Annotated in this window: 25 protein-coding genes, 3 tRNA genes, 1 other RNA gene and 2 pseudogenes; 4 read left to right on the plus strand and 27 right to left on the minus strand. The window is 33.2% G+C overall.

Features of this window, described 5'->3' with window-relative positions; all coding sequences use genetic code 11:
- Positions 1-6: 6 nt before the first annotated feature.
- The gene (locus STRUR_RS06245) at positions 7-618 is read right to left on the minus strand and encodes a TVP38/TMEM64 family protein (protein WP_006740554.1); all 612 of its coding nucleotides are present in this window, start codon (positions 616-618) and stop codon (positions 7-9) included.
- An 86-nt stretch (positions 619-704) separates the two neighbouring features.
- Between STRUR_RS06245 and ssrA the strand changes: the two genes are divergently transcribed.
- Both ssrA and STRUR_RS06250 read left to right on the plus strand, forming a co-directional pair.
- Positions 705-1,052, plus strand: a transfer-messenger RNA (tmRNA) gene (gene ssrA, locus STRUR_RS11310).
- A gap of 96 nt (positions 1,053-1,148) precedes the next feature.
- Complete coding sequence (locus STRUR_RS06250; protein WP_006740237.1) at positions 1,149-1,769, plus strand: DUF3862 domain-containing protein; 621 nt, start codon at positions 1,149-1,151, stop codon at positions 1,767-1,769.
- A 26-nt stretch (positions 1,770-1,795) separates the two neighbouring features.
- Here STRUR_RS06250 and STRUR_RS06255 read toward each other — a convergent pair.
- The 8 genes and pseudogenes from STRUR_RS06255 to parE form a co-directional block, all read right to left on the minus strand.
- Positions 1,796-1,867: transfer RNA gene (locus tag STRUR_RS06255), tRNA-Arg, on the minus strand.
- Positions 1,868-1,931: 64 nt separating this feature from the next.
- Positions 1,932-3,134: a 30S ribosomal protein S1 gene (rpsA, locus tag STRUR_RS06260; protein ID WP_006738689.1), complete on the minus strand. Its 1,203-nt coding sequence runs from the start codon at positions 3,132-3,134 to the stop codon at positions 1,932-1,934.
- A gap of 127 nt (positions 3,135-3,261) precedes the next feature.
- A tRNA-Gln gene (locus tag STRUR_RS06265) sits at positions 3,262-3,333 on the minus strand.
- 37 nt (positions 3,334-3,370) lie between these two features.
- A tRNA-Tyr gene (locus STRUR_RS06270) sits at positions 3,371-3,451 on the minus strand.
- Positions 3,452-3,512: 61 nt separating this feature from the next.
- Positions 3,513-3,743, minus strand: coding sequence for a DUF2969 domain-containing protein (locus STRUR_RS06275; RefSeq protein WP_006739289.1), 231 nt, complete (start codon positions 3,741-3,743; stop codon positions 3,513-3,515).
- A 67-nt stretch (positions 3,744-3,810) separates the two neighbouring features.
- Positions 3,811-4,833, minus strand: a complete 1,023-nt coding sequence (locus STRUR_RS06280; protein ID WP_006739321.1) for a branched-chain amino acid aminotransferase — start codon at positions 4,831-4,833, stop codon at positions 3,811-3,813.
- 321 nt (positions 4,834-5,154) lie between these two features.
- A pseudogene (parC, locus tag STRUR_RS06285) lies at positions 5,155-7,399 on the minus strand (DNA topoisomerase IV subunit A); the annotation flags it as partial.
- A gap of 33 nt (positions 7,400-7,432) precedes the next feature.
- Entirely contained in the window at positions 7,433-9,382 is a 1,950-nt protein-coding gene (parE, locus tag STRUR_RS06290; RefSeq protein WP_006738399.1) for a DNA topoisomerase IV subunit B, read from the minus strand.
- Between the two features lie 123 nt (positions 9,383-9,505).
- Here parE and plsY point away from each other — a divergent pair, with 123 nt between their 5' ends.
- Positions 9,506-10,141 carry a glycerol-3-phosphate 1-O-acyltransferase PlsY gene (gene plsY / locus STRUR_RS06295; RefSeq protein ID WP_006738989.1) on the plus strand — a complete coding sequence of 212 codons (636 nt, stop codon included), beginning with the start codon at positions 9,506-9,508 and terminating at the stop codon, positions 10,139-10,141.
- Between the two features lie 16 nt (positions 10,142-10,157).
- On the opposite strand, the gene STRUR_RS06300 is transcribed toward plsY, so the two are convergent.
- From STRUR_RS06300 to STRUR_RS06365, 14 genes and pseudogenes are all read right to left on the minus strand, one after another.
- Positions 10,158-11,429, minus strand: a complete 1,272-nt coding sequence (locus STRUR_RS06300; RefSeq protein WP_006739841.1) for a dihydroorotase — start codon at positions 11,427-11,429, stop codon at positions 10,158-10,160.
- A gap of 16 nt (positions 11,430-11,445) precedes the next feature.
- Positions 11,446-12,099, minus strand: a complete 654-nt coding sequence (locus STRUR_RS06305) for a uracil-DNA glycosylase (RefSeq protein ID WP_006740418.1) — start codon at positions 12,097-12,099, stop codon at positions 11,446-11,448.
- 94 nt (positions 12,100-12,193) lie between these two features.
- Positions 12,194-12,850 carry an amino acid ABC transporter permease gene (locus STRUR_RS06310; protein ID WP_006738835.1) on the minus strand — a complete coding sequence of 219 codons (657 nt, stop codon included), beginning with the start codon at positions 12,848-12,850 and terminating at the stop codon, positions 12,194-12,196.
- A gap of 14 nt (positions 12,851-12,864) precedes the next feature.
- Positions 12,865-13,731, minus strand: a complete 867-nt coding sequence (locus tag STRUR_RS06315) for a transporter substrate-binding domain-containing protein (protein WP_006739096.1) — start codon at positions 13,729-13,731, stop codon at positions 12,865-12,867.
- Between the two features lie 125 nt (positions 13,732-13,856).
- Positions 13,857-15,302, minus strand: coding sequence for an amidase (locus STRUR_RS06320; protein WP_006738593.1), 1,446 nt, complete (start codon positions 15,300-15,302; stop codon positions 13,857-13,859).
- A 1-nt stretch (position 15,303) separates the two neighbouring features.
- A complete protein-coding gene (locus STRUR_RS06325) occupies positions 15,304-15,804 on the minus strand; it encodes a YbhB/YbcL family Raf kinase inhibitor-like protein (RefSeq protein WP_006739163.1) in 501 nt (166 codons plus the stop codon).
- A 4-nt stretch (positions 15,805-15,808) separates the two neighbouring features.
- A pseudogene (locus tag STRUR_RS06330) lies at positions 15,809-16,072 on the minus strand (GNAT family N-acetyltransferase); the annotation flags it as partial.
- 24 nt (positions 16,073-16,096) lie between these two features.
- Positions 16,097-16,549, minus strand: coding sequence for a DUF5613 domain-containing protein (locus tag STRUR_RS06335; protein WP_006740353.1), 453 nt, complete (start codon positions 16,547-16,549; stop codon positions 16,097-16,099).
- Positions 16,550-16,643: 94 nt separating this feature from the next.
- The gene (gene pyrE / locus STRUR_RS06340; RefSeq protein WP_006738804.1) at positions 16,644-17,273 is read right to left on the minus strand and encodes an orotate phosphoribosyltransferase; all 630 of its coding nucleotides are present in this window, start codon (positions 17,271-17,273) and stop codon (positions 16,644-16,646) included.
- Between the two features lie 19 nt (positions 17,274-17,292).
- Entirely contained in the window at positions 17,293-17,991 is a 699-nt protein-coding gene (pyrF, locus tag STRUR_RS06345) for an orotidine-5'-phosphate decarboxylase (protein ID WP_006739427.1), read from the minus strand.
- A gap of 10 nt (positions 17,992-18,001) precedes the next feature.
- Complete coding sequence (locus STRUR_RS06350; protein WP_006740105.1) at positions 18,002-18,487, minus strand: YbaK/EbsC family protein; 486 nt, start codon at positions 18,485-18,487, stop codon at positions 18,002-18,004.
- Between the two features lie 193 nt (positions 18,488-18,680).
- Entirely contained in the window at positions 18,681-19,217 is a 537-nt protein-coding gene (locus tag STRUR_RS06355; RefSeq protein ID WP_006738482.1) for a hypothetical protein, read from the minus strand.
- A 43-nt stretch (positions 19,218-19,260) separates the two neighbouring features.
- On the minus strand, positions 19,261-19,950 hold the full coding sequence (locus STRUR_RS06360; protein WP_006740040.1) for a P-loop NTPase family protein: 690 nt from the start codon (positions 19,948-19,950) through the stop codon (positions 19,261-19,263).
- Positions 19,951-20,559, minus strand: a complete 609-nt coding sequence (locus STRUR_RS06365) for a YveK family protein (protein WP_006740150.1) — start codon at positions 20,557-20,559, stop codon at positions 19,951-19,953.
- Between the two features lie 204 nt (positions 20,560-20,763).
- On the opposite strand from STRUR_RS06365, the gene STRUR_RS06370 reads away from it, so the two are divergent.
- Entirely contained in the window at positions 20,764-21,666 is a 903-nt protein-coding gene (locus STRUR_RS06370; RefSeq protein ID WP_006739711.1) for a LysR family transcriptional regulator, read from the plus strand.
- Between the two features lie 22 nt (positions 21,667-21,688).
- Here the strand turns inward: STRUR_RS06370 and STRUR_RS06375 are convergent, their stop codons facing one another.
- From STRUR_RS06375 to STRUR_RS06390, 4 genes are all read right to left on the minus strand, one after another.
- Positions 21,689-22,471 carry a Gbs1250 family HEPN protein gene (locus tag STRUR_RS06375; RefSeq protein ID WP_006739469.1) on the minus strand — a complete coding sequence of 261 codons (783 nt, stop codon included), beginning with the start codon at positions 22,469-22,471 and terminating at the stop codon, positions 21,689-21,691.
- 4 nt (positions 22,472-22,475) lie between these two features.
- Positions 22,476-23,186 carry a purine-nucleoside phosphorylase gene (gene deoD, locus STRUR_RS06380; RefSeq protein WP_006739162.1) on the minus strand — a complete coding sequence of 237 codons (711 nt, stop codon included), beginning with the start codon at positions 23,184-23,186 and terminating at the stop codon, positions 22,476-22,478.
- Between the two features lie 99 nt (positions 23,187-23,285).
- Complete coding sequence (locus STRUR_RS06385; protein WP_006740556.1) at positions 23,286-24,095, minus strand: purine-nucleoside phosphorylase; 810 nt, start codon at positions 24,093-24,095, stop codon at positions 23,286-23,288.
- 17 nt (positions 24,096-24,112) lie between these two features.
- A complete protein-coding gene (locus STRUR_RS06390; protein WP_006739798.1) occupies positions 24,113-25,324 on the minus strand; it encodes a phosphopentomutase in 1,212 nt (403 codons plus the stop codon).
- Between the last annotated feature and the right edge of the window lie 25 nt (positions 25,325-25,349).

Here is a 25,349-nt window from a genome sequence, read left to right on the forward strand (position 1 = left end):
TTTTTATTATGGTAAAAATCGTTTTAATATACTACCGCCAAATATCCACAAATAACTATAAGCCACAATTGAGATTGGTTTAGTCACTGAAATAATAGCCAAGAAGCGTTTAAATGTCATATTACTCAATCCAGTGATCATAACTATAATATCGGCTGGTGAAAATGGAGCAGCCATACAAAAAATAAAAAATTTTTCATAGCCTTTTGTCTCCAACTTTGCTTCGTATTTATAAAACGTCTTTTCATTGACAAACAAAAGAATAAATCGGCGACCAAATCGTCTAACTATTAAAAAGAGAATAGCACTACCGATAATAATACCTATATAATTATAAACAAAACCTAACCAAGGTCCAAAAATAAGAAAACCTGCTACAGTAGTAACTCCCCCAGGAATAACAGGAAAAACAATTTGGAAAATTTGCACCAAAATAAAAATCAAAGGGCCCCAAACATCATGACGTTTAACAAGATCTTTAAGCGCATTATTATCATTTAGAATACCTAAACGATAAAACCAAACAACCAATACGAAGGATCCAATTAATGCTAAAAATCCCAAAAATTGAATCAATCGCTGAAAAAAAATATATCTTCTTGACTTTTGTAATATCATAATTTAATCATATCATAACCCTTGTTATTTTGCTATTTGAAACTTTATTTGGTATAATAATATTTGTTGAAAGTACCTATTTTGACGGGGTCGTTACGGATTCGACAGGCATTATGAGGTATATTCTGCGACTCATCGGCAGATGTAAAATGCCAGTTAAATATAACTGCAAAAAATACAAATTCTTACGCTCTAGCTGCCTAAAAAACAGCTGACGTGACTTTCTTAAGATTGCTTGTGTCTTAACGAAAGTCTTAAAATAGCAAGCTACGATTAATTAGTTTCTAGATAATTAATAAGAGATTTATAGAATCGCATGATATTGATTTGAGTTATGTATCGATAGCCATGTTAAATAAAGACATAACCTATAGTTGTAGACGAATATATTAGCAGATGTTTGGACGTGGGTTCGACTCCCACCGGCTCCATAATAGAAAAAACCTTGAAAACAAGGTTTTTTCTATTATCATATCATTCTTAATAGTTATGATATAATAATCATAGATTTTATTTTTAGGAGATCAATTGTGAAAAAAACTTTAGTCGTTTTATCAGTAGTCATGGGATTTACAATTCTATGTGCTTGTGATAATCATAAAACCAACTCTACCACATCGGACGTTTCTAGTAGTCAAACAGAATTAAAGCAAAAAGAAAAAGCTCCTCACGAAGAGCAAAGACTACTCTTTAATAATATTCAACTTGGAAATAAAGATAATGATTTTCAAGGTGGAACAAGTTTGGAAGAGTTAGAAAAGCAATTTGGTAAAGCAAGTTCTAACGAACAAGTTCCAGCTGGAAATGTGACACTAGATGTTTATTATTGGAATTTTGATAATGTCAAAATGACGATTCAACTTTATCAGAATTCAACAATAGCAAAATCATTTTCAAATTTCTCATTTAACAGAGATCAGAGTATAACTCAAAAAGATTTTGCAAAAATTAATATTGGAATGACTTATACCCAAGTTAGAGATATTTTAGCAGAACCTGATGTTCTTTCTCAATCAGTCTCATCTGATGGCGAACAAATTCAAGCCATTTGGGTCAGTAATTTAAAATCAAACCAAAAAGCATCTATAACCATTAAATTTAATAATAACAGTCTTGTCTCTAAAGAAGAAAGTCAGTTAAGTAAAACATAAAAAAAGTCCTATTTTAGGACTTTTTTTCCACTCTAAGGGAATCGAACCCCTATTTTAAGAACCGGAATCTTATGTGATATCCATTACACTAAGAGTGGACAACATCACTATTATATCACAAATACACCAAAAGAAAAAGCTCGATTAGCGAGCTTTTTTTAATTATAATTCAATATCACCGAAGAGATCAGCCATAGAGAATCCAGTTTGTGTTTCTGGAAGTTCATAATCACGTTTTGAATCACGTTTTTGACGACGTGGACGTGATTGACGTTTTTCATCTTTTTCGCCTTCAGCTTGTGCTGGACGTTCTTCCAAAGCTTTAATTGAAAGAGAAACACGTTCGTCAGCAGCATTAACATCAAGAACTTTAACTTGAACTTCTTGACCTACTGAAAGAACATCTTTTGGATTTTCAACACGTTTATGAGAAATTTGTGAGATGTGAACCAAACCATCAATACCAGGTAAGACTTCAACAAATGCACCAAAATCAGTTAAACGTTTTACTTTACCATCAACAACATCACCTTGAGCAAGTTTTTGTTTAACACCATCCCATGGTCCAGGTGTTGTTGCTTTAAGTGATAGTGAAACACGTCCTGCTTCTTCATCAATTGAAAGTACTTTAACTTCAACTTCTTCACCAACTGAAACAACAGATTTTGGTGAAACATTACGTTCATGTGAAAGTTCAGTAACATGAACAAGCCCGTCCACACCACCTAAATCAATAAAGGCACCAAAACTAGTTAAGCGTGCAACTTTACCAGTTACAATTTCACCTTCAGAAAGTTTTGAGAAAACTTCTTTACGTGCTTCAGCTGCTGCTGCTTCAACAACTTCACGACGTGAAAGGATGAAACGATTTTCTGCTGGGTCAACTTCTTTGATTTTTGCGTCAAATTCTTGACCAACAAATTTTTCAGTATTACGTACAAAGCGAGTATCAATCATAGATGCGGGAATAAATCCACGTAATCCTTCAAATTCTACTGAAAGTCCACCTTTAACGGCGCGAGTACCTTTAACAGTTACAACTTCACCTTCACGACCAACTAATTTGTCCCATGCTTTGCGAGCTTCCAAGCGTTTTTTAGATACTAGGAAAGTTACTGTATCAGTATCTTTACCTACAACTTGACGAAGAACAAGTACTTCAACAGTATCACCAGCTTTAACAAAGTCATTAATATCAGCTTCACGATCGTTAGTTAGTTCACGAAGTGTTAGAACACCTTCAACACCTGTACCTTCAATAACAACGTTTGCTTGACCGTTATCAACAGTTAAAACTTCCGCAGTGACAACATCACCAGGGTTCACTTCGCTAACACTGTTTAGCAAATCTTCAAATTCATTCATTCTAAAAAATCCTCCAACAAAAGCTAGCTTAAGCTAGCTTTTGATAACAATATAATATTTTCAAGGTAACCCGCAACGACAACAACTCTTATCTTTGACGGTCTCAGAATTACTCTGATACCTCTAACTGGGGTAGCTGGATTCGAACCAACGCATGAGGGAGTCAAAGTCCCTTGCCTTACCGCTTGGCTATACCCCATTTATTCTAAATCAATGAACTGTATTGACATTAGAAATGGAAAGAGAGGGATTCGAACCCCCGAACCCGAAGGAGCGGATTTACAGTCCGCCGCGTTTAGCCTCTTCGCTATCTTTCCGTAACAACAAAAACTATTCTAACATAGTTTTCAGTGATGTGCAAGAGTATTTTACCAGTTTTTAGTTATTCAAATTGTAGTTTTCAATAATTGTTTCAACTGCTTGTTCCAATGTTTTATGAAAAGAGTCAACCTCTGTATCTTTAATAACAGCAAATTTATTGTCTAATTCAACTATCTCTCCAATAATTTTTTTTCCATTTATCAAAGCATAGCCTTCAACATTATTTTGATTGACTTTTACTTGGGCATCAGATAATTGGATTTCAATTTTTTTATCTTTTTTTGACATGTTTTTACCTCACTTTTTACATTTTACACAAAATCAAAAAAGCTTGCAAGAGCAAGCTTTAAAATAATTAATCGACTTTTACTATCCAACCTTCTGGTGCTTCAACATCTCCAAATTGAATTCCAACAAGTTCATTATATAATCTCTTTGTAACTGGACCAACTTCTGTTTCACTATAGAAAACATGACGTTTTCCTTTATATTGTATTCCTCCGATTGGTGAAATGATTGCTGCAGTTCCACAAGCACCAGCTTCAACGAAACGATCAAGCTGTTCAACTGGAACATCTCCCTCGACAGGTTTCAATCCAAGTCTTTCTTCCGCTAATTGAAGTAAAGAATATTTTGTGATTGAAGGTAAAATAGATGGGCTTAATGGAGTTACAAATTCATTATCTTTTGAAATACCAAAGAAATTTGCTGAACCTACTTCTTCAATCTTAGTATGAGTTGCAGGATCCAAATAAATAACATCTGAGTAACCTTCTGAATGTGCAGTTTGGCCAGGTAATAAACTACCAGCATAGTTGCCACCTACTTTAGCAGCACCAGTTCCATAAGGAGCAGCACGGTCATAATCTTCAGAAACAATGAAGTTGGTTGGAGCTAGTCCACCCTTAAAGTAATTTCCAACGGGCATAGCAAAAACTGTAAAAATATACTCAGTTGCTGGTTTAACACCTATAACATCGCCTACACCAATTAACAATGGTCTTAGGTATAAAGTTGCCCCAGTACCATATGGTGGTACAAAATCAGCATTTGCCTTAACAACTTTTTTTACTGCATCAATAAATTTTTCAGTTGATACTTTTGGCATTAACAAGCGTTCTGCTGTTTTTTGAAGCCTTTGTGCATTCTTGTCAGGTCTAAATAATTGAATCTCATTAGTTTTGGTTCGATAAGCTTTTAAACCTTCAAATGCTTGTTGTCCATAATGAAGTGCAGGTGAACTTTCAGAAATATGTAATGTTGCATCTTCTGTTAATTGCCCTTCATCCCATTGTCCATTTTTAAAATATGAAATATAACGGAAGGGAAGTTTATGATATGAAAATCCAAGGTTTTCCCAATCTAAGTCTACTGTCATTGCTTATCTCCTTTTTCATTTTTTCCTATTCTAACCTTTTTAGGAAAAATTAACAAGGATTTTTTCAAAAAATTCTGAAAACTTCTATCTATTTACAGATTTATTTTGTTTTAACTTTACTTGAAAAGACTTCTTGAGTTGAAATGCTATCTGAAATAAATGAACCATTACTAGTTCTTTCTGACAATGGCAACTGATTTAATTCAACTTGATAGATTTGACCTGTCTTAGATGTTATTTCTAAAACTTGCTTATCTTTTTCAGAATCAACATTTGAGCTAAATAAGTTTAAATCTTCCTGATTCTCGGTCTCATTTATGATACCTGAATCAAAAACCCTGTGAGGTTTTGATTTTAATTCTCTTAGGACTAATAACCCTCTATTAGCTCTTGACGTAGGCGGAATGTCTGATAAAGAAATCCGTTTTAAACTTCCTCTTTGTGTTAAGATGTAAATCATTTGACTTGTCATTGGATAAGCTGCAACTAATTGGTCATCTTTTTTCAAATTAATGGCTTTTACACCAGCTGCTTTTGAGCCTAAAATTGGAATCTCGTCACTTGAAAATCTAAGAGCATAACCAAATTCTGTTATTAATACCATATCTTCAAATTGTATTGGGCTTAGGCAAATTACAGAATCATCTTCGCCTTTTAATTTCATAAATTTGGTTGATTTTGTTTTATAACTACGCCATGGTGACACTTCTTTACGTTCAAAGCGTTTAATTTGGCCTTTTTTAGTAACCGAAACATATAATTGATTCCCAAATTCTTCTACGATTTCAACATGAATAATGGTTTCTTCAGTGGTGAAGTTTGTTATCGTTTGAGATAAGTGTTCGCCGATATCTTTCCATCTAATATCCGTCAATTCATGAATAGGTCGATAGATGACATTTCCTTGATTTGTAAATAAGACTAACTGTTGGGTTGTTTTAGAAGGTTTAACAAAGATCAAATCATCATCATCTCGTTTTCCAATTTCATCATTTGAAGAAGAATTGTACGATCTGGGACTTGTTCTCTTGATATAGCCACCTGATGTCACACTGACAATAGTATCTTCTTCCACAATTAAACTTGCCGTATCAATCTCAATTGTTTGTGTTTCAGCTTGAAGTTCGGTCGATCTTGGTTTTGAGAATTTCTTTTTCACTTCACGAAGTTCTCTTTTCATGACATTGAAAAGAGTTGCTTCGTCACCAATAATTGCATTTAAAGTTGTTATCAGTTCTCTCAACTCATTTTCTTCATTTTCAAGTGTAACAATATCTGTATTGGTTAAACGGTAAAGTTGTAAAGTTACTATTGCTTCAGCTTGTTCTTCTGAAAACTCATAACTAACTTTTAAGTTTTCTTTGGCATCTGCTTTATTTTCAGATGCTCTAATCAATGCAATAACTTCATCGAGAATAGATAAAACTCGAATCAACCCTTCTACGATGTGCAGACGTTTTTCAGCTTTTTGCTTATCAAAACGCGACCTTTGCAAAATAATTTCTTGTCGGTGTGAAATATAGCTTGATAGCATGGTCATGAGACCAACTTGTTTTGGAGTATAGTGGTCAATTGCTACCATATTGAAATTATAGTTTACTTGTAGATCAGTGTATTTTAAAAGATAATTTAAAATAGTTTCTTGATTAGCGTCTTTTTTTAATTCAATCGCAATTCGTAGCCCATCTCTATCAGATTCATCTCTAACTTCTGCAATACCAGGTACTTTATTATTCACTCTAACGTCATCAATTTTTTTAACTAATTGAGCCTTATTCACTTCATAAGGAATTTCAGTTACAATAATCTGTTTTTTGCCACCTTTTAGGGTTTCAATGTCCGTTTTAGATCTGACTACAACACGACCTTTACCCGTTTCATAAGCTTTCTTGATTTCTGCTTTCCCTTGAATAATAGCTCCAGTAGGAAAATCAGGTCCTGGTAAGAATGTCATAATCTTATCGAGATTTGTTTTTGGGTGATCAATCAAGTATACAACAGCATCAATCACTTCTGCCAAATTATGAGTTGGAATATCAGTTGCATAACCAGCTGAAATTCCTGTAGCACCATTTACTAATAGATTTGGAAATGCTGCTGGTAAAACTGTTGGCTCTTTTTCAGTATCATCGAAATTCCAAGCAAAAGACACTGTTTCTTTGTCAATGTCTTGCAACATGTAGCCCGCAATCTCAGAGAGTCTGGCTTCAGTATAACGCATTGCAGCTGGTGGATCTCCATCCATCGATCCATTATTACCATGCATTTCAATCAGTGTTTCACCATTTTTCCAATACTGACTCATCCTGACCATAGCGTCATAAATTGAACTATCTCCATGAGGATGAAAATTCCCCATGACGTTACCTACTGATTTTGCGGATTTCCTAAATCCTTTTTCAAAAGTGTTTCCATCTTTATTCATAGAATAAAGAATACGACGTTGAACAGGTTTTAAGCCATCACGAATATCTGGTAGGGCACGTTCTTGAATAATATATTTTGAGTAACGACCAAATCGTTCACCCATAATGTCTTCTAAGGACATATTTTGAACATTTGACATGTAAATCCTCTTAATTTATGTATCTATTTTTTTCTAAAAAACTGTATTTTCTTCTAACGTGAAGGTAACATTATCTTCAATCCATTGCCTGCGAGGTTCAACTTTATCTCCCATTAAAACATTTACGCGTCTCTCAGCTCGTGCTAAGTCTTCAATAGTAACGCGAATAAGTGTTCTACTTTCAGGATTCATTGTTGTTTCCCAAAGTTGATCGGCATTCATTTCACCAAGTCCTTTATAACGTTGAAGTAGAGCACCTTTCCCAAATTTTTGGCGCAACTCTTCAAGTTCACCATCTGTCCATGCGTATTCAACAACTTGCTTTGAGCCTTTTCCTTTTGACATTTTATACAATGGTGGTAAAGCAATGTAAACATGTCCTGCTTCAATAAGTGGACGCATGTAACGATAAAAGAAGGTTAATAATAATGTTTGAATATGGGCACCATCTGTATCAGCATCGGTCATAATGATAATTTTGTCATAATTTGAATCTTCGACTTTAAATTCAGGACCGACACCTGCACCTATAGTATAAATCATGGTATTGATTTCTTCATTTTTGACAATATCAGACATTTTAGCTTTTGCAGTATTAAGTACTTTTCCTCTCAATGGTAATATTGCTTGAAATTTACGGTCCCTACCTTGTTTTGCTGAGCCTCCTGCAGAATCTCCTTCGACAAGGTATAGTTCATTCTTACTTGGATTTTTAGACTGTGCTGGGGTTAATTTTCCTGATAATAAACCTTTATCTTTTTTATTCTTTTTACCATTACGTGATTCATCACGCGCTTTACGAGCAGCTTCCCTTGCATCTCTTGCTTTAATTGCTTTACGAACTAATGAAGATGCTGTTTCTCCATTTTCTAGTAAAAAGTAAGTTAATTTCTCAAGAACAATGCCTTCAACCAATGGTCTAGCTAAAGGACTCCCAAGCTTATCTTTAGTTTGTCCTTCAAATTGAAGATGTTCTTCTGGGACTAAAATAGATAAGATTGCAGATAATCCTTCTCTAAAATCTGACCCATCTAGATTTTTATCTTTTTCTTTTAATAGACCAGACTTTCGAGCATAATCATTCATAGCTTTTGTTAGCGCTGACTTTAATCCAGTTTCGTGTGTTCCACCATCTTTAGTACGAACATTATTTACAAACGATAAAATATTGTCAGAAAAGCCATCATTATATTGTAAAGCTACTTGAACTTGAAATTCTTGATCTTCACCTTCTATATAGATAACTGGTGTTAACGTTTCTTTATCTTCGTTAAGGTATTCAACAAAATCTTGAACTCCATTTTCATAATGGAAAGACTGATGTAGTTCTTCTTCAGGTCTTAGATCCGTTAGAGTCATTGTCACTTCTTTTAGTAGAAAAGCTGACTCATTTAATCGTTCGGCAATCGTATTGAATTTAAAATCAATCGTAGAAAAGATTTTTGAATCTGGTAAGAAAGTAACTTTAGTACCTGATTGTGATTTAGGAGCTGTTCCAACTTTTTTTAAAGTGGTAACAGGTTTACCACCATTTTCAAAACGTTGTTTATAGATAGATCCTTCTCTAGTGATCTCAACTTCTAACCAAGCCGATAAGGCGTTAACAACAGAAGAACCCACACCGTGAAGTCCTCCAGAAGTTTTATAGCCACCTTGACCAAATTTACCACCAGCATGTAGAACTGTAAAAATAACTTCAACAGTTGGAATTCCCATAGCATGTTTTCCAACAGGCATACCACGACCATGGTCGCTGACAGTTACACTACCATCTTTATTAAGAATGACATCAATTTGATTCCCAAAACCAGATAAAGCCTCATCAACTGCATTATCAACAATTTCCCATACTAAGTGATGTAGTCCTGTTGCATCGGTAGAACCAATGTACATACCTGGTCTTTTTCTTACTGCGTCTAATCCTTCTAATACTTGAATAGCATCATCATTGTAATTATTTATATTAATATCTTTCTTTGCCAAAGGAACCCTCCAAATTGTTCATCTGTTTAATATTACAAGTTTTTTTTATTTTTTGCAAAAAATTCTTTTAAGTCTATTGAAAACTTTATATAGTCACTTGATGAATTATGATATAATACCAATATGACAACTTTGATTTTAATTATTATTGCTTATTTATTAGGCTCAATTCCAACCGGCTTATGGATTGGTCAAAAATTTTATCACCTTAATTTGAGAGAGCACGGTAGTGGAAACACAGGAACAACTAATACTTTTCGTATATTAGGCGTAAAAGCAGGAATACTAACTTTAGTTATTGATATTTTAAAAGGTACACTTGCGGTGTTAATACCAATTTTAATTGGTTATTCTACTATTTCACCAATAGCTATTGGATTTTTTGCTATTTTAGGTCATACATTTCCGGTATTTGCAAAATTTAAAGGCGGAAAAGCTGTCGCAACAAGTGCTGGTGTTCTACTAGGTTTTTCACCATTATTTTTATTCTATTTATTAGTCATATTCTTAGTAACGCTATTTTTATTTAGCATGATTTCGTTATCAAGTATCACTGTGGCTATCTTAGGAATAGTCGGTGTTCTTTTCTTCCCACTATTTCATTTTATTTTCATAGGTTATGACTGGTTATTTACATTTATTGTCTGTCTAATGGCTAGTATTATTCTTATCCGTCACAAAGATAATATCAAACGCATCAAAAAAAGAAGAGAAAATCTTGTTCCTTGGGGACTCAACTTAAGTCGACAAAGAAAATAAAAAGGCAACTGCCTTTTTATTTTTCTTTATAGACTATTTTACCATTACAAATTGTGTATTTTATAACACCAGACAATTCTTCACCAATAAAAGGAGAATTACTTGCTTTAGAATTAAAATTTTTAGTGATAACACGCTTTTCTTTATCTGAAAAAATAACCAAGTCTGCAGGACCATTCTCTCTAATATAGCCACAATCAAAACCATACAAATTAGCTGGATTAATGGTCATCTTTTCAAGAAGTTCCATTAAACTTAATTGTTTCGTTTCTACTAAATTGGTCAGTCCTAATGAAAGTGATGTTTCTAATCCTGTCATTCCAGAAGGTACTTTTTTGATATCTTTTTTATTTTTTTCATCTTGGTGATGGGGAGCATGATCCGTTGCAATGACAGAAATAACTCCAGATTTTAAACCTTCAATAACTGCTTTACGATCACTTTCTAGTCTTAATGGAGGATTCATCTTTGCATTATTACCAGCAGTCAATAGTAAATCTTGAGTCTTTGAAAAATGTTGAGGTGACACTTCTGCTGTCACTTTAGCTCCTAATGATTGCGCAAAAGAAACGACTTTTACAGATTCTGCCTTTGAAAGGTGTTGGATATGTAATTTGGATTGACAATCATAAGCAATCATAACGTCTCTAGCAATCATAGAATACTCTGCTACACCACTTGCACCACAAAAATGAAAATGTGACTTGGCAATATCTTCATTAATTCCTAAGATACCATTCAAAGATGGATCTTCCTCATGAAGTGAAATAAGAGCATTATATTTTTTGGCTTCCAATAAAGCTTCTTTTAAAACACCGGCATCCCTTAATGGAATACCATCATCAGAGAAGCCTACTGCACCTTTGTTTAATAAATTTTCAAAATCAGTTACGTTTTTGCCGTCAAAATTTTGAGTAACACTTGCAACAGTCTTGATTTTTATTTTTTCTTTTTTTGCGCTCTCTAAGACTTCTTCAAGGACATTTGGTGTAGATATAACAGGATTAGTATTAGCCATCATCACAACACTTGTAAAGCCTCCAGCGGCAGCTGCCAGTGCTCCAGTATGTATATCTTCTTTATGTGTTTGACCTGGTTCTCTAAAATGCACATGCACGTCAATTAGACCTGGTGCTACAATTAGCCCATTAGCATCAATAACTTCACTAGTTTGTTCTTCAATAGTTTCGGCAATTTTGATAATTCTGTCATTATTAACTAAAATATCACAAACTTGATCATAATTTGTTTTAGGATCAATAACCCTACCATTTTTGATTAATAGCATATTTTCCTCTATTGTTTTAAGCTAACCAATTAATAGGTTCTTGGTTGGTTGATTGTAAAAATTGATTTGTTTTTGAGAAGGGTTTACTTCCAAAAAAACCACGATAGGCTGATAAAGGGCTTGGATGTGGCCCTTCAATAATATAATGAATTGGACTTGTAATGAGTCCTTTTTTCTTCCTAGCAAAACCTCCCCATAGTATGAAAACAACAGGCACTGTTTTATCATTAACTAACTTGATAACAGCATCCGTAAAAGGCTCCCAAATAAGGCCTTGATGGGCGTTTGCTTGATGTTCTGGGACAGTTAAACAAGCATTTAATAATAGTACACCTTGTTGTGCCCAAGATGTTAAATCATGAGTTTTCTTCATACCAATATCTTCGTTTAATTCTTTTAATATATTTTGCAGAGACGGTGGTGCTTGTAAATCATCTGGCACTGAGAACGATAGCCCTTGTGCCTGATTTGGACCATGATAAGGGTCTTGTCCAAGAATGACGACTTTGGTATCTTTTAGGCTTGTTTCTTGCAAAGCTTTAAAAATATTTTCTTTTTTGGGATAAATAATATCTTCTTCATAAACTTTTTGTATAAACTGTTTTATTTTTTGAAAATAGTGATCTGGTAATTCTTTTTTTAACTGATCATGCCAGTCGGAATGAAGCATATAAACTGGTTCCTTTCTCCCTATTTTTCATTATTTTATCATAGTTTCAACACAAAAACCCTAGAAAACAAGATTTCTAGAGTTAATATTCGTTTTATACTAATTTTAAATAAATTTCTAAACGATTTTGACATTTTTCAAATAGAAAACAAAGTAACCAATAGATAAATGCAACTAAAATATACATCGACATGTAGTCCCATTCTCTACCACCTACAATTTTTGCATTTTGAAAAATATCTGGAACTGTAATCATAGCTGCTAAAGATGAACTTTTAATGAGATCTAAAATGACATTTCCAAGTGGAGGAACTGCAATTCTAATAGCTTGAGGAAGAATAATATGCCTTAGTATTTTCCTATTTGGTAAACCAAGTGCTCTTGCTGCTTCCCACTGCCCACTATCCACAGCGTCAATTGAAGATCTGAAAATCTCTGAAATATAAGCGGCACTGACTAGACTAAAACCGATATAAGCACATAAGAGTGCTGGTAATTGGACGTCAAAATAAGGCAATCCAAAATAAAGCATAAATAAAACAACAATCATTGGTATGCCACGCATCATAGAAATATAAGCTTTTACTAACTTTACTAGTAATTTTGATGTTGAACGTCTTAGTACTGCTAATAAAATACCTATAACAGTCGCTGTCATAAATGATAAAAGAGAGATTCCTAGAGTATAAGGAAGTCCCTTTAACACAAATCCTAAGCTCTGTATCATTAAGTGGAAATCTATAAAGCGCATTGTTTTACTTTCTATTATTCTACATTTTTAGTGTTAATTACCGGAACGGATTTATCTTTAGCAAATGATTTTGTCAAATCTTGACCAGCATAATATTTTTTAGAGATTTTTGCTAAGCTACCATCTTTTTTCATTGCTTTAATTTCTTTGTCAATTTTTTTCTTTAAGGAATCATCTTTTTTACTCATGATAATCCCTTGTTTTGTAGGATTATATTTAACACTACTCATTTTGACATTAATTTTTGGATTTTTTGATTTCATATAATCAACAAATAATTTTTGTGCTGGATAATCATTTGGAATAAAATCAATTCTTCCATTAGCAACATCATTTAAGTAAACATCTCCAGTTACATTATCATAAGTAACTAATTCTGCTCCTTGTTTTTTGGCAACTTTCATGTACTCAGTACCCGCTGCACCACCAGCTTTTTTACCTTTCCAATCACTTAAATCTTTTTTGGTCATGTGTGATGAACCGTCTGCACGAACAATCATTCCACCAATACCATATTTATAAGGTGTTGAAATATTATATTTTTTCTCACGTTTTGCAGTGATATCAAAGTTGTTTAGTGATAAATCAACTTGACCATTATCAACTGTGGTAAAAGCTTGATCAAATCCAGTCTCGACAAATTTAACTTTAACATTGAGACGTTTCCCAATTTCTTTCATCATATCAACTTCATAACCAACGAGTTTGTTTTTATCATTGTAGTATGATGTTGGTTGATAGGTTCCTGGAGTAGCTACTTTAAGCACACCTCTTGATTCAATTTTATCCCAAACTGTTTTTTGTGCACTCTTTTGATTGCTACAAGCTGTTAGTACTAGGCCAGATAAAGCAATGGAAATAAGAGTTAATTGTTTTTTCATTAGAAATCTCCTTAGAATAATGTTAAAAATAGTATAACATTTCTAAGAAGACAAAATATTGATAATGCTTACTATATCATAAAATGTACCCTATAATAATAGTTTCTGTTCTATAACATCCGTTCTTATTTAAACAAACCATTTTCTTCAAATAATTGCGCAACTTGAAGTAACAAAGCTTCTTTTCCTTTTGGAGAAATAAATTGTAGCCCCATTGCTAGTCCACTTTCATCACGATATGTTGGTAAACTTATTGCTGGTTGACCTGTCAAGTTTGCTTGTGAGGTATAGGGATTGACAGCCAAACTTTTTTCAAACATCTGCCAAATCAATTCTTCTTGTTCAGTTGGGTTGAAGGTTTCTGCGTTTTGTAGTTTTGCCAATAATTTTGGTTCTGGATCAAGACTATGTTGCTTTGGAGCCACCGTATTTGTTGTAATAGTTAAAAGTAAGTCATAATCGTGATAGAAGTCAGACATTTCTTGATGAAAAATATCCCATTGATCTAAGAGTTGAGAGTAGGTCTTGGCTTTTATCTGTTGACCACATTGATAGATAGCCCAGGTCATAATCTCCATATCATCTTTTGTCATTTCTCTTCCTAAAGCTAAAGAAATCTGATCAAACATTGCAGCTGTCTCAACACCATTCATTTGATAATAATTTTTTATCAGTGCAATATTGTCAACTGGTGCTTTATCAAGTATTGAGACTTTATGCCCATTTCTTTCCAAAAAATGTTTTGCTTCTTCTAAAGCTTTTTGCGCATCTTTTGGAATGGAACTTCCATCAGGATTGACATTTACCATTCCAATTTTCAAATAGCGATCTAAAGGTGAAAAGAGTTCCTCATATGAAATTTTAGGAAGTGTATAAGGACTTAGATACTGACAGTCTTGCAAATAATATAATAAATTTTTAGTATCTCTAACTGATTTTGTTAGGGCAAAATGAACCGATGCCCCTTGCCAAGCCCTATAAGAATCTGGACCAGTTGGAATTCTTCCTCGACTTGGTTTTAATCCAATCAAACCATTAAACGATGCAGGGATTCTGATAGAGCCCCCACCATCACTGGCAGCTGAAATTGGTAAACAACCCGAAGAAACGAGTGCAGCTGCTCCTCCTGAGGAACCACCTGCATTTCGAGTCACATCATCTGGTAGATTTACTAAACCATTTAGCTGACTATCCGAAATATTTTTGAAACCAAATTCAGGGGTATTTGTTCTACCGAGAAATAGAAAACCCAGTTCTTCAAGTCTTTTAACATAATGATCAGTTTTTGTAGCCAAATGATCTTTAAATAATTGAGAACCAGATGTTAAGTGATCACCTTTTAAATTTTGACCAAGGTCTTTCAAGAAAATTGGAACACCTGCAAAAGGTTGATCTGTATAGACCCTTTTTCGCGATTCAGCTATTGCTTTTTCATATCTTTCAGATGTTATAGCATTTATTTTGGAATTGACTTTTTCCACTTTTGAAATAACATCATAAACCAATTCTGTTGCAGACACTTGGTGAGTTCGGACTGCTTCAGCCATTTCTGTCGCATCTTTAAAATTCATTTTAGCACCTACCAATAACTTCAATGCTTGCTTGATCTACAACATGATTTTTGATTTGTTGATATAGCTCATTTAAATAAAAACCATTCTCAAGTTGCAATTCTTGATCCAGTGCATAGACGGTCAAAATATACTTATGATCTTTATCTGGTGGTTTTGGACCAATATATTGTTGGTCAATAATTTTAACGTCATCCGATAAAAATTTACTCGTTAAACTATTCTTTCCTTCAATATGATGATTGTCAAATCTTGAAAAATCAGCTTCAAATTCAGTAGTCTCTCGATTAACATTAGCTACTAACCAATGAATATATGGAAAACCGCAAACCAGAACAGCATCATAATCTAGAAATGTCCAAGCAAGTGTTTGACAATTCTCAGGGATTTCCGTTACTTGAAATGGGAATGAAATTATTGGCATCCCAAATTCCTGATCTTTAGAATATTTTGCAAATTGATCTGGGATTACTTTATTTTCAAATGTTGTTACGATGTTCATGAGTCTACCCCTTTTCTACTTGTAAAGCTGCCCAATAATAAGCAACTTCTTGATAACCTTGGTGTTCATACATTTGTCTATTTTCTTCTTCTGAGATTAAAATAAGATCACTATCATTTTGGCTAGCTCTTTTTTGCAATTGCGATCCGATGCCTTTACCACGCTCTTTTTCAATTACTGAGAAATCATCTATTTCTATATAATTACCATAACGCCAAGCAGTCACATCACCAATAATTTTACCATTTTTTAAAGCAATATACACAAAAGCATTGTCTTCAAAAAAATGATTTTATCTCCACTTTTTCATCATATCGGCAAAGCCTTTTCCAAAAGCAATATCACTCTGATATTTGTAATTAATAAAAGAATCCTTATCTTCTATTTCTAATGGTTTAACAGTTACTTGACTATCCTTACTTTCTGAAAAGTGAAGATTTTGACGTTTGTTTGTGAAAATGATATGTTTTTCAAGTTGAAATTGTCTTTGTTTCAATAAATCTAAAACTTCCTCAGGGATTTCTTCTTTTTCTGGAAATTTTATAAAAACAAAAGGTTCAGGATAATCTCTTTGCTCTTCAGTAATCATTTTTAAATCAGCTAAAAATACTTCTTGATTAGGCATCATATGATAGCTAAGAAAGTTTGAATAGTAGCGACGATTTAAACTACTATTTTTATAATAATACCTATTCTCAATCTTATAAGGAGTTTCAGTTGAATCTAACAAGTCTTTGTAATTCAAAGTAGTGTCACCTCCATAAGTTTTTTATTTTTATCGTATCAAAAAATTAAAAAAAGAGCAGACTTCAAAAGATTACCTGAAGTCTGCTTTTAGATTAGTTTTGCCAAGTTTCTTGATTTTCTTTGAATTTTTTAAGCAAAATTAGATCTTCATCACTGATATATGCTTGTTCTTTGGCAACTTTTATAAGCTCTGAATAATTACTCAAAGTCACTAAAGGAATACCTGATTTTGAAAAGGCCTCTGACGCTTTAGGAAGTTGATATGTAAATATGGCTGCAACACCTTGAACATCTGCACCTTCTTTTTTTGCTGCTTTTGCAGCATCCAATACGGAACCTCCAGTTGAGATAAGGTCTTCAATAATAACCATTTTTTGATTTTCTTCTAGACGTCCCTCAATCTGATTCCCAACACCATGATCTTTAGCTTTACTTCTGATATAAACAAATGGAAGCCCCATTTTATCAGCAATAATTGCTCCATGTGGAATACCTGCTGTTGCAGTTCCTGCGATAACTTCAACTTCTGGAAAATGGTGTTTAATGGTTTCTACAAAGCCATTCTCGATTATTGTTCTGGTTTGAGGATATGATAAGGTCACACGATTATCTGTATAAATAGGTGATTTTATTCCAGAAGCCCAAGTAAAAGGTTCTTGTGGTTTTAAGTAAACAGCTTTAATTTTCAATAATTCTGAGGCGACTTGATTTGCTAAAGACATCTTTTCTCCTTTATTCACTTTAATGATTTTCATTCCATTCTTTGTAAATAGCTTTATAAGCTTCTACTGGATTTTGAGACTGTGTTATGGGACGACCAACAACGATAAAATCTGAACCAATGATTTGCGCTTCACTTGGTGTCATAACTCTTTTTTGATCTCCTACTTCAGACGATTTTGGTCTTATACCAGGTGTAATGCACAAAAAGTCTTCTGAAGTAGCTTTTTTAATTTCAGAAACTTCTTGAGCTGAACAAACAACACCGTCTAATCCTGAGTCTTGAGTTTTCTTGGCATAATGACAAACGGATTGTATGAGACTCGTTTGTATATTTTGATCTTCTCTCATACTTTCTTGAGATGTTGATGTTAATTGAGTTACTGCGATTAGTTTGACATTTTTTCCTAGTCCTTGCCTTGCTGCTTTCATCATTTCAACACCACCAGCAGCGTGGACATTTGTCATATCAACACCTAGATTTGCAATAACTGACATTGCTGATTTAACAGTGTTTGGAATATCATGGAGTTTTAAATCTAAAAAGACGCTATGACCTTTTTCTTTTAAGTAAGTAATGATTTGTGGTCCTATTGAAAAATACAGTTCCATACCTACTTTTAGATATAGCTTTTCATCACTTGGAAATTGGGCTAAAAAATGTTTGACATGGTCAAAACTAGGAAAATCTAAAGCAATTATTGGTCGTTTTTCTTTCATTATATCCTCTTTAACAATCTAAAAATGTAATAGGGTGGTTTAAACTTTTCATTAATTTATCAAAGTCTTTAAATGATATCATCCACGTTTTTGTATTAATAAATGGGTGAAAGCCTAATGTAACGTTTTGATCAATATCTTTATCAAGAATTAAACTGACTTTTAAATCTTGATCGTATAGAAGTGCAAAAGGTGTCACGGTACCAGCAGGTACCTTCAGTACTTCTTCTAATCTCTCTGAACTTGCAAAAGAAAGCCTTTTCTCGCCAATTTGTTCTGCAATTCTATTGATATCTGCCATTTTTTCATCCAATAGAATAATCAAATAGTAATGTTTTCCTTTCTTATTCTTCAAAAATAAGTTTTTAACTTGTTGACCAGGTAAAACAATATCTGTGTCTCTTACAGATGTAATAGCATGATGTTTTAGCTCTTCATAAGGAATGTGATATTGTTCTAAAAGAACTTTTGCATCTTCTTCTTTAGCATATACCATAATGCTTTCCTTTCAATAAAAAAACCTCACTATTCATCATAGCAAGGTTACAGACAATTCTTTCTGATTGATCTAAGAGTTACTTAAATCTTTTATTTCTGTATTTGGTAATCCGCAGATTACCACCTTCCTTGCCTCACTGGACCTGATTAAAGGTTAATTTTTTTCATTATAATGTATTTTTCTAATTTTGTCAAAGATGTTCATTTTGATCATCTATATCAACAAATTCTTGATTTAAATTTTTTTCTTCTAGTTTCATTTGTTTAATTTGTTCATAAAGGAATGGATGAACGGATTCTTCTTTCAAAGATAAATTAATAATCTTTAAAGAGGCAAAAATATCTGTTAACACCCCAAAAGCTTGTGTTTGATTTTGACCTAAAATCGACTTAAATATCAAATTATCTTGGCAAGTTCTCACAAGTTGGTCAATACCTTTTATCCAATTATCTACAATTTCTAGAGTTTTATTCATTAATTTAAATGAAGCCTCATCATACCAATAAGTTGACTCAATTAAACGTCTTTGTTTATCTAAGTGGTCAATTATATCGATTATTTCTTTCAACCCATTTTGAACTCTTTGAAAAGAATAGGATTCTCCAAGTACTGAAGGTGTCTTTTCAACCAATAAAATTTCATCTTTAAAAAGACTGATATAATGGACACTCACCAATAATTTTTGAATAAGTTGTCGGTGTTGTCTACTACTTTCAAGATTACTCAAAAAATCCCCTCTTTTCTATTCTTTCATCATTGCAAAAGCTCTATTAATAACGTGCTGAACGTGATAATGAACCCCTTAATTGAGGATGAGCATATTTACTTTCAGTAGCGTTGTCTACATTTATCATCACTATTCCCAAAAGCTTTTGCCCAAGCTCTTCTTTTAATTTATTAATTTCTTTTATATCACATTGATCAGAATCAACTATAACTAGAGTCCTATCGATTAATTGACAGTAATCATAACTTAACTCTTTATGTGAAAAGTTAGGAATATTGATAATAATATTATCAAATTTTGGCTCAATTTCATGTATCAAATGCTTAAATCTACTAATGGTTTTATGGTTCAATCCGTTTCCCTTTATATTTCCCACAGGGATATATTTCAAAAGTGATATTTCTGTACTTTTTATTAAATAAGAACCATCTCTATGGTCAAATAAGAAATCTGAAAAACCAATGTAATCTTTAACTTCAGAATCAAGCAATTTGGAAGACATGTCTGAATATTCATCAGTATCAATAAATAAAGTTAACTGACCAGATTTAGCATAAGAAAGCGCTAATTGAAATGCACATGTTGTTTTATCATTATTGATATTAAAAGATGAAACACCAATTGTTTTGGATTTTTTTGATTTTTCATCAATATTTTGCCTAATAGTTTGATAATAATGTTCTTGACTTTTTGATAATAATCGTTGATTCTGTGCTAAACGAAAATCGATCACTTAATACTCCTGTTCTTGAGGTGGCAAAACGCCTAAAATTGGCAAACCAGTCTTTTTTTCAATCATTTCAGGTTGAAGAGCTGATTTTTTAATATTTCTCGTCAGCAAAGTTAATAAACAGGCTGTTACAAAACCAACACAAAAACATACTATCAAAGCATAATTAACTAATTTTGAACGTACGGTTTGTGCTGTCTTTGCTTCTTCAATTGAAACATCTGAAATTCCCATAGTTTTCAGCTTCTTCTGAGCTTCTTTAGCAACTTGATTTGCCAATTGACTAGAGTGATTTGCTTGAGAAGTCTGCGTTGTAATCGTTAAATTATCATTTGAATTAAGCTCTGAAATCGTTATAGTTTCTCTTAAGGATTGCTCGCTTTGTTTTAAATTATTTTCAATGATGAGTCTATGGTAAAAATCTGAAGTTGAAAATACTTTTTTATAGTCAATTTGAGTTAAATTAACAGTCTGACTTTCTATATGTAACTGGCTTTGTGACTGATAATCTGGTTCATTCCAAATCGAATAAATGGTCACTGTCCCAACAAGAGTTACTAATAAGCTAAAAAATAAAATAAAAAATTTGTGTTGCCAGAGCGTTTTGACCATAATCACCTTTCAAAATAGATTAGTATTTAAATACTAAACAAGAATGTTCCGCCTTCATTTTGAGAACTTCTTATTGAAAATTGTAACGTATTTTAGATAATAATGCAATGAAAGGAATAGTCAAATCTAATAAAAATTCCATTATTTTTTCAATTGTCAGAAATTTATTACACTTTTAATAAGTGAATGTGATACAATGGAATTATGAGAATCCAACAATTACAATATATCATCAAAATTGTCGAAACTGGTAGCATGAATGAAGCTGCCAAACAACTTTATATCACTCAACCTAGCTTATCAAATGCTGTTAGAGACCTTGAAAACGAAATGGGGATTTCAATTTTTATTCGTAATCCTAAGGGAATAACGTTAACAAAAGATGGTGTCGAATTTTTATCTTATGCTCGACAAGTTATCGAGCAAACAACACTTCTAGAAGATCGTTATAAAAATAATAATTCTAATAGAGAACTTTTTAGTGTTTCATCCCAACACTATGCTTTCGTTGTGAATGCTTTTGTGTCACTCTTAAAAAACACTGATATGACACAATACGAGTTATTCTTAAGAGAAACGAGAACATGGGAAATTATAGATGACGTTAAAAATTTTCGTTCAGAAATTGGTGTTTTGTTTTTAAACCATTATAATCGAGATGTCCTAACTAAGCTTTTAGATGATAGTCATCTTAATTATAAAGTCTTATTTAAGACACACCCTCATATCTTCGTTAGTAAAGATAACCCTCTAGCAAAAAAAGACTTGATTTCGATGGATGATTTAGAAGATTTTCCTTATTTAAGTTATGATCAAGGAATCCATAACTCTTTCTATTTCTCAGAAGAATTAATGTCACAAATGCCTCATTCCAAATCAATTGTTGTTAGTGACCGTGCGACACTTTTTAACTTAATGATTGGCTTAAATGGTTATACAGTAGCAACTGGTGTTTTAAATAGCAATTTAAATGGAGATCATATTGTTTCTGTCCCGCTAGATGTCGAAGATGAAATTGAAATTGTTTACTTAAAACATGAAAAAGCTAATCTTTCCAAAATGGGAGAAACTTTTATTGATTATTTACTAGAAGAAGTAAAATTTTAAAAGACTAGTCTGATCTATCAGACTAGTCTTTTTTTAATTCCTTTTTGAGGATTTCATTAACTTCATCAAAATAAAATGGTTGACTTTGATAACGAACACCAGTATAAAGAGCAAGTTTAATGATTTTTTCTAGAAAGAGTTGAGATGAAAAATGCGTTGTACGATAAAGTTCTTCTTCATCAAACGGCTTGATTAAATGGGCAAGTGGATTTCGAACTGATTTTTCAAATCCTCTTAAGTCTTTAACCAAATCCATGATTTCCTTTGAAAACTCTAAACCTTCAATTAAATCTAATAGACTACTTGTCGTAACATTTCTATCTCTTTTTTCAGATAAGAAATGTTGAAAAATACGATTTTGGTTATCTTTCATCTTATGAAAAAGCCAAGTATCATACTGATCATTCTTATTATCTTCTATAAAATAATTCAGATTAGGTATCTGGGTCTTGGCTAAACGCATAAAAAGACGGTATAAGATTGGAGAAACCGACCGTACAAAATCAATCGTTTGACCTGTTCTTATTTTTGCCTCTAAATCCATAATATAATTAGCAATTTGTTCTTCTTCTAATGTTTGATTAACACATAAATCAAAATCATACTTTTCTTCAAGACGTTTATTATCTTCTTTATGTTCTGATAAGAAAGTAACATTCAATTCACGTCTTTCTTTTAACATCTCAACAAGGTATAAAACATCTTGAGAAAAAGTTGTTGAAGAACTTATGAGTTTATGGATAATATGATAAGCATAAACATCCAATAGAATATCAATCTCATCAATCAAAGTCTGTTTTTCCATATAATCAGTCAGCAATTAATGTTTCAAGACCAACTTTCATCATATCTGTGAAAGTTGTTTGACGTTCTTCAGCAGTTGTATTTTCATCAGGATTTACCAAGCTATCAGAAATGGTCATAATTCCTAGTGCTTGTACATGATGTTGAGCTGCTAAATAATAAAGTGCTGCAGCTTCCATCTCTACTGCTTTAACACCTAATTTTCCTAAAGCCATATTTCGCTCTGGCATATTAGAATAAAAGACATCAGAAGATAGAACATTTCCCACATGTGTAGTCATGCCTAATTCTTTGGCAATGTGATAAGCTTTATCTAGCATTTTGAAGTCTGCAATTTGTGGAAAATCAAATTCAGGAAAATCATTTCGAATAATATTAGAATTTGTTGCAGCAGCCTGTGCTAAAACCAATTCACGGACATGAACATCTGGATCCATTGTTCCTGCGGTTCCAACACGTATTAATTTTTTAACACCATAATCAACAATTAATTCGTGAGCATAGATAGAGATAGAAGGCATCCCCATACCAGTCCCCATGACAGACACGCGGTGTCCTTTATAAGTTCCAGTATAACCAAACATATTACGAACTTCATTAAAACAAACAGCATCTTCTAAGAAATTTTCAGCAATAAATTTGGCACGGAGTGGATCTCCTGGAAGTAGAATTTTATCTGCAATTTCTCCTGGTTTTGCAGAAATATGTATTGACATAAATAAGTTACCAAGCCCTTTTTATATTAACTCAATTATCTTGAAGTCAATTCGGATAGGCTTTTCCTTTCATAATTTTAGTATTTGTATAAATCTGTTTTAAAGCTCTGCCAAAATAGCCTTAACCAAGCCTTTAAAATCTTCTTTAATTTGTTCTGTGACAGCTACTACTTCAGCATGGTTTAGCTCAGATTGGAAACCAGCTGCATGATTTGTTATTGCAGATATCCCTAGTACCTTTAAACCGGAATGAACAGCGACGATAACTTCTGGAACTGTAGACATGCCAACAGCATCAGCACCAAGAGTTTTAAACGCTCTAATTTCTGCAGGTGTTTCATAAGTTGGCCCAGAACAACCCAAATAAACACCGTCTTTTAAAGAAATAGACAAATTGTCTGCTACTGAATGGGCAGTCTTACGATAGTCTTCGTTATAAGCATTTGACATATCGGGAAACCTTGGTCCAAAATCATACAAATTGTCACCAATTAGAGGATTAGTGCCTGTCATATTGATATGATCATTAATCAACATCAATGTTCCAGGTCCAAAACCAATTCCTCCTGCCGCATTTGTAACCATTAAACTGTGACAACCTAAAGATTTCATAACACGAACTGGAAAGGTAACAACTTCCATTGGATTACCTTCATAAAAATGAAATCTTCCTTGTAAAGCTAATACACTTCGTCCTGATAACTGACCATATATAAGTTTTCCTGCATGACCCATTACTGTTGATTTTCCCCAATTTGGGATTTCCGCATAATCAACGACAATTGGATTTTCAATTTCTTCTGCCAATTCACCCAATCCTGAACCTAAAATCAAACCGAATTCTGGTGATGTGATTCCTTTTGATTGCAGAAAGAGTTGTGTTTCTTTAATTTTTTCAAGTAATGTCATTTTCATACCTTTTTCATTTAAATAAGTTTATCAAGGAAACTTTCACCAATCATGGCTTTGTCAACACCAAAGTTTTCAGCAATAGTTGCCGAAATGTCTGCAAAATGACCAACAGGTAAAAGCCCATTTCCCTTAAATGATGGACTGTAAGCTAATAATGGAATGTATTCACGGGTATGGTCTGTTCCAGCATAGGTTGGATCATTTCCATGGTCAGCTGTTATTAAAAGAAGATCATTTTCACGCATACCATCAACAATTTCAGGTAGGCGACCATCAAATTCATGCAAACAATCACGGTATCCATGTGCATCACGACGGTGACCATATAATGCATCAAAGTCAACTAGATTTGTAAATGAGAATCCTTTTTCAAATTCTGGTAAAGCAATTGTTTTGATCAAGGTGTCAATGCCATGACTGTTTGATTTGTTGTGACCCATATCATGGTTAATTCCAGATGTATTGAAAATATCACTAATTTTACCAACTGAATACGTATCAATGCCTGCTTCATCTAATTTATTTAGAACTGTTGGTTCAAAAGGAGATACTGCTAAATCACGTCTATTAGCAGTACGTGTAAAGTTTCCAGGTTGACCAACATATGGGCGAGCAATAATTCGACCAAGTAGTGCAGGTCGCTTTAAAGTAATGGAACGTGCATATTCACAAATTTTGTAGAGTTCATCAAGTGGGATGATATCTTCATGAGCAGCAATTTGAAGAACAGGATCCGCAGAAGTATAGATAATTAATTCTCCTGTTTCCATTTGTCTTGGTCCAAAGTCTTCAATAACAGCAGTTCCTGAATAAGGTTTGTTAGCTTCACGAATGACTTTACGACCTGAAAAGTCTTCTATTTTCGTAATTATTTCTTCAGGAAAGCCATTCCAAAAGGTATCAAATGGTTCTGTAATATTCAATCCCATGATTTCCCAATGGCCAGTCATAGTATCTTTACCAAGAGAAACTTCCTGTAATTTTGTTGCATAACCACTTGGATTTTCTTCAGTTGGAACTGTTTTAATGGCTTGGGGACGAGGAATATTACCAAGACCAATTTTTGCCATGTTTGGCACATCTAAACCAACTGTTTTTGAAATATGACCTAATGTATCTGATGCTCCATCTGGTACTCCAGCATTAACAAAGTTATTGGCATCTGGAGCGGCTCCAATACCAACTGAGTCTAGGACGACTAGGTGAATACGATCAAATTTTGACATGTGTTCTACTTTCTAGGGAGGTTAC

Source organism: Streptococcus urinalis 2285-97, from assembly GCF_000188055.2.
GTDB lineage: Bacteria > Bacillota > Bacilli > Lactobacillales > Streptococcaceae > Streptococcus > Streptococcus urinalis.

Bases quoted from the DNA above. Each gene is read 5' to 3' on its own strand.
- STRUR_RS06365 (WP_006740150.1), bottom strand. From the start codon at position 20,559: ATGGTCAAAACGCTCTGGCAACACAAATTTTTTATTTTATTTTTTAGC.
- STRUR_RS06390 (WP_006739798.1), bottom strand. From the start codon at position 25,324: ATGTCAAAATTTGATCGTATTCACCTAGTCGTCCTAGACTCAGTTGGT.
- pyrF (WP_006739427.1), bottom strand. From the start codon at position 17,991: ATGAAAGAAAAACGACCAATAATTGCTTTAGATTTTCCTAGTTTTGAC.
- STRUR_RS06320 (WP_006738593.1), bottom strand. From the start codon at position 15,302: ATGAATTTTAAAGATGCGACAGAAATGGCTGAAGCAGTCCGAACTCAC.
- STRUR_RS06375 (WP_006739469.1), bottom strand. From the start codon at position 22,471: ATGGAAAAACAGACTTTGATTGATGAGATTGATATTCTATTGGATGTT.
- rpsA (WP_006738689.1), bottom strand. From the start codon at position 3,134: ATGAATGAATTTGAAGATTTGCTAAACAGTGTTAGCGAAGTGAACCCT.
- STRUR_RS06305 (WP_006740418.1), bottom strand. From the start codon at position 12,099: ATGCTTCATTCCGACTGGCATGATCAGTTAAAAAAAGAATTACCAGAT.
- STRUR_RS06385 (WP_006740556.1), bottom strand. From the start codon at position 24,095: ATGACATTACTTGAAAAAATTAAAGAAACACAACTCTTTCTGCAATCA.
- pyrE (WP_006738804.1), bottom strand. From the start codon at position 17,273: ATGTCTTTAGCAAATCAAGTCGCCTCAGAATTATTGAAAATTAAAGCT.
- STRUR_RS06275 (WP_006739289.1), bottom strand. From the start codon at position 3,743: ATGTCAAAAAAAGATAAAAAAATTGAAATCCAATTATCTGATGCCCAA.
- deoD (WP_006739162.1), bottom strand. From the start codon at position 23,186: ATGTCAATACATATTTCTGCAAAACCAGGAGAAATTGCAGATAAAATT.
- STRUR_RS06245 (WP_006740554.1), bottom strand. From the start codon at position 618: ATGATATTACAAAAGTCAAGAAGATATATTTTTTTTCAGCGATTGATT.
- STRUR_RS06280 (WP_006739321.1), bottom strand. From the start codon at position 4,833: ATGACAGTAGACTTAGATTGGGAAAACCTTGGATTTTCATATCATAAA.
- STRUR_RS06350 (WP_006740105.1), bottom strand. From the start codon at position 18,487: ATGGTATATGCTAAAGAAGAAGATGCAAAAGTTCTTTTAGAACAATAT.
- STRUR_RS06315 (WP_006739096.1), bottom strand. From the start codon at position 13,731: ATGAAAAAACAATTAACTCTTATTTCCATTGCTTTATCTGGCCTAGTA.
- STRUR_RS06325 (WP_006739163.1), bottom strand. From the start codon at position 15,804: ATGAACATCGTAACAACATTTGAAAATAAAGTAATCCCAGATCAATTT.
- plsY (WP_006738989.1), top strand. From the start codon at position 9,506: ATGACAACTTTGATTTTAATTATTATTGCTTATTTATTAGGCTCAATT.
- STRUR_RS06310 (WP_006738835.1), bottom strand. From the start codon at position 12,850: ATGCGCTTTATAGATTTCCACTTAATGATACAGAGCTTAGGATTTGTG.
- STRUR_RS06300 (WP_006739841.1), bottom strand. From the start codon at position 11,429: ATGCTATTAATCAAAAATGGTAGGGTTATTGATCCTAAAACAAATTAT.
- STRUR_RS06370 (WP_006739711.1), top strand. From the start codon at position 20,764: ATGAGAATCCAACAATTACAATATATCATCAAAATTGTCGAAACTGGT.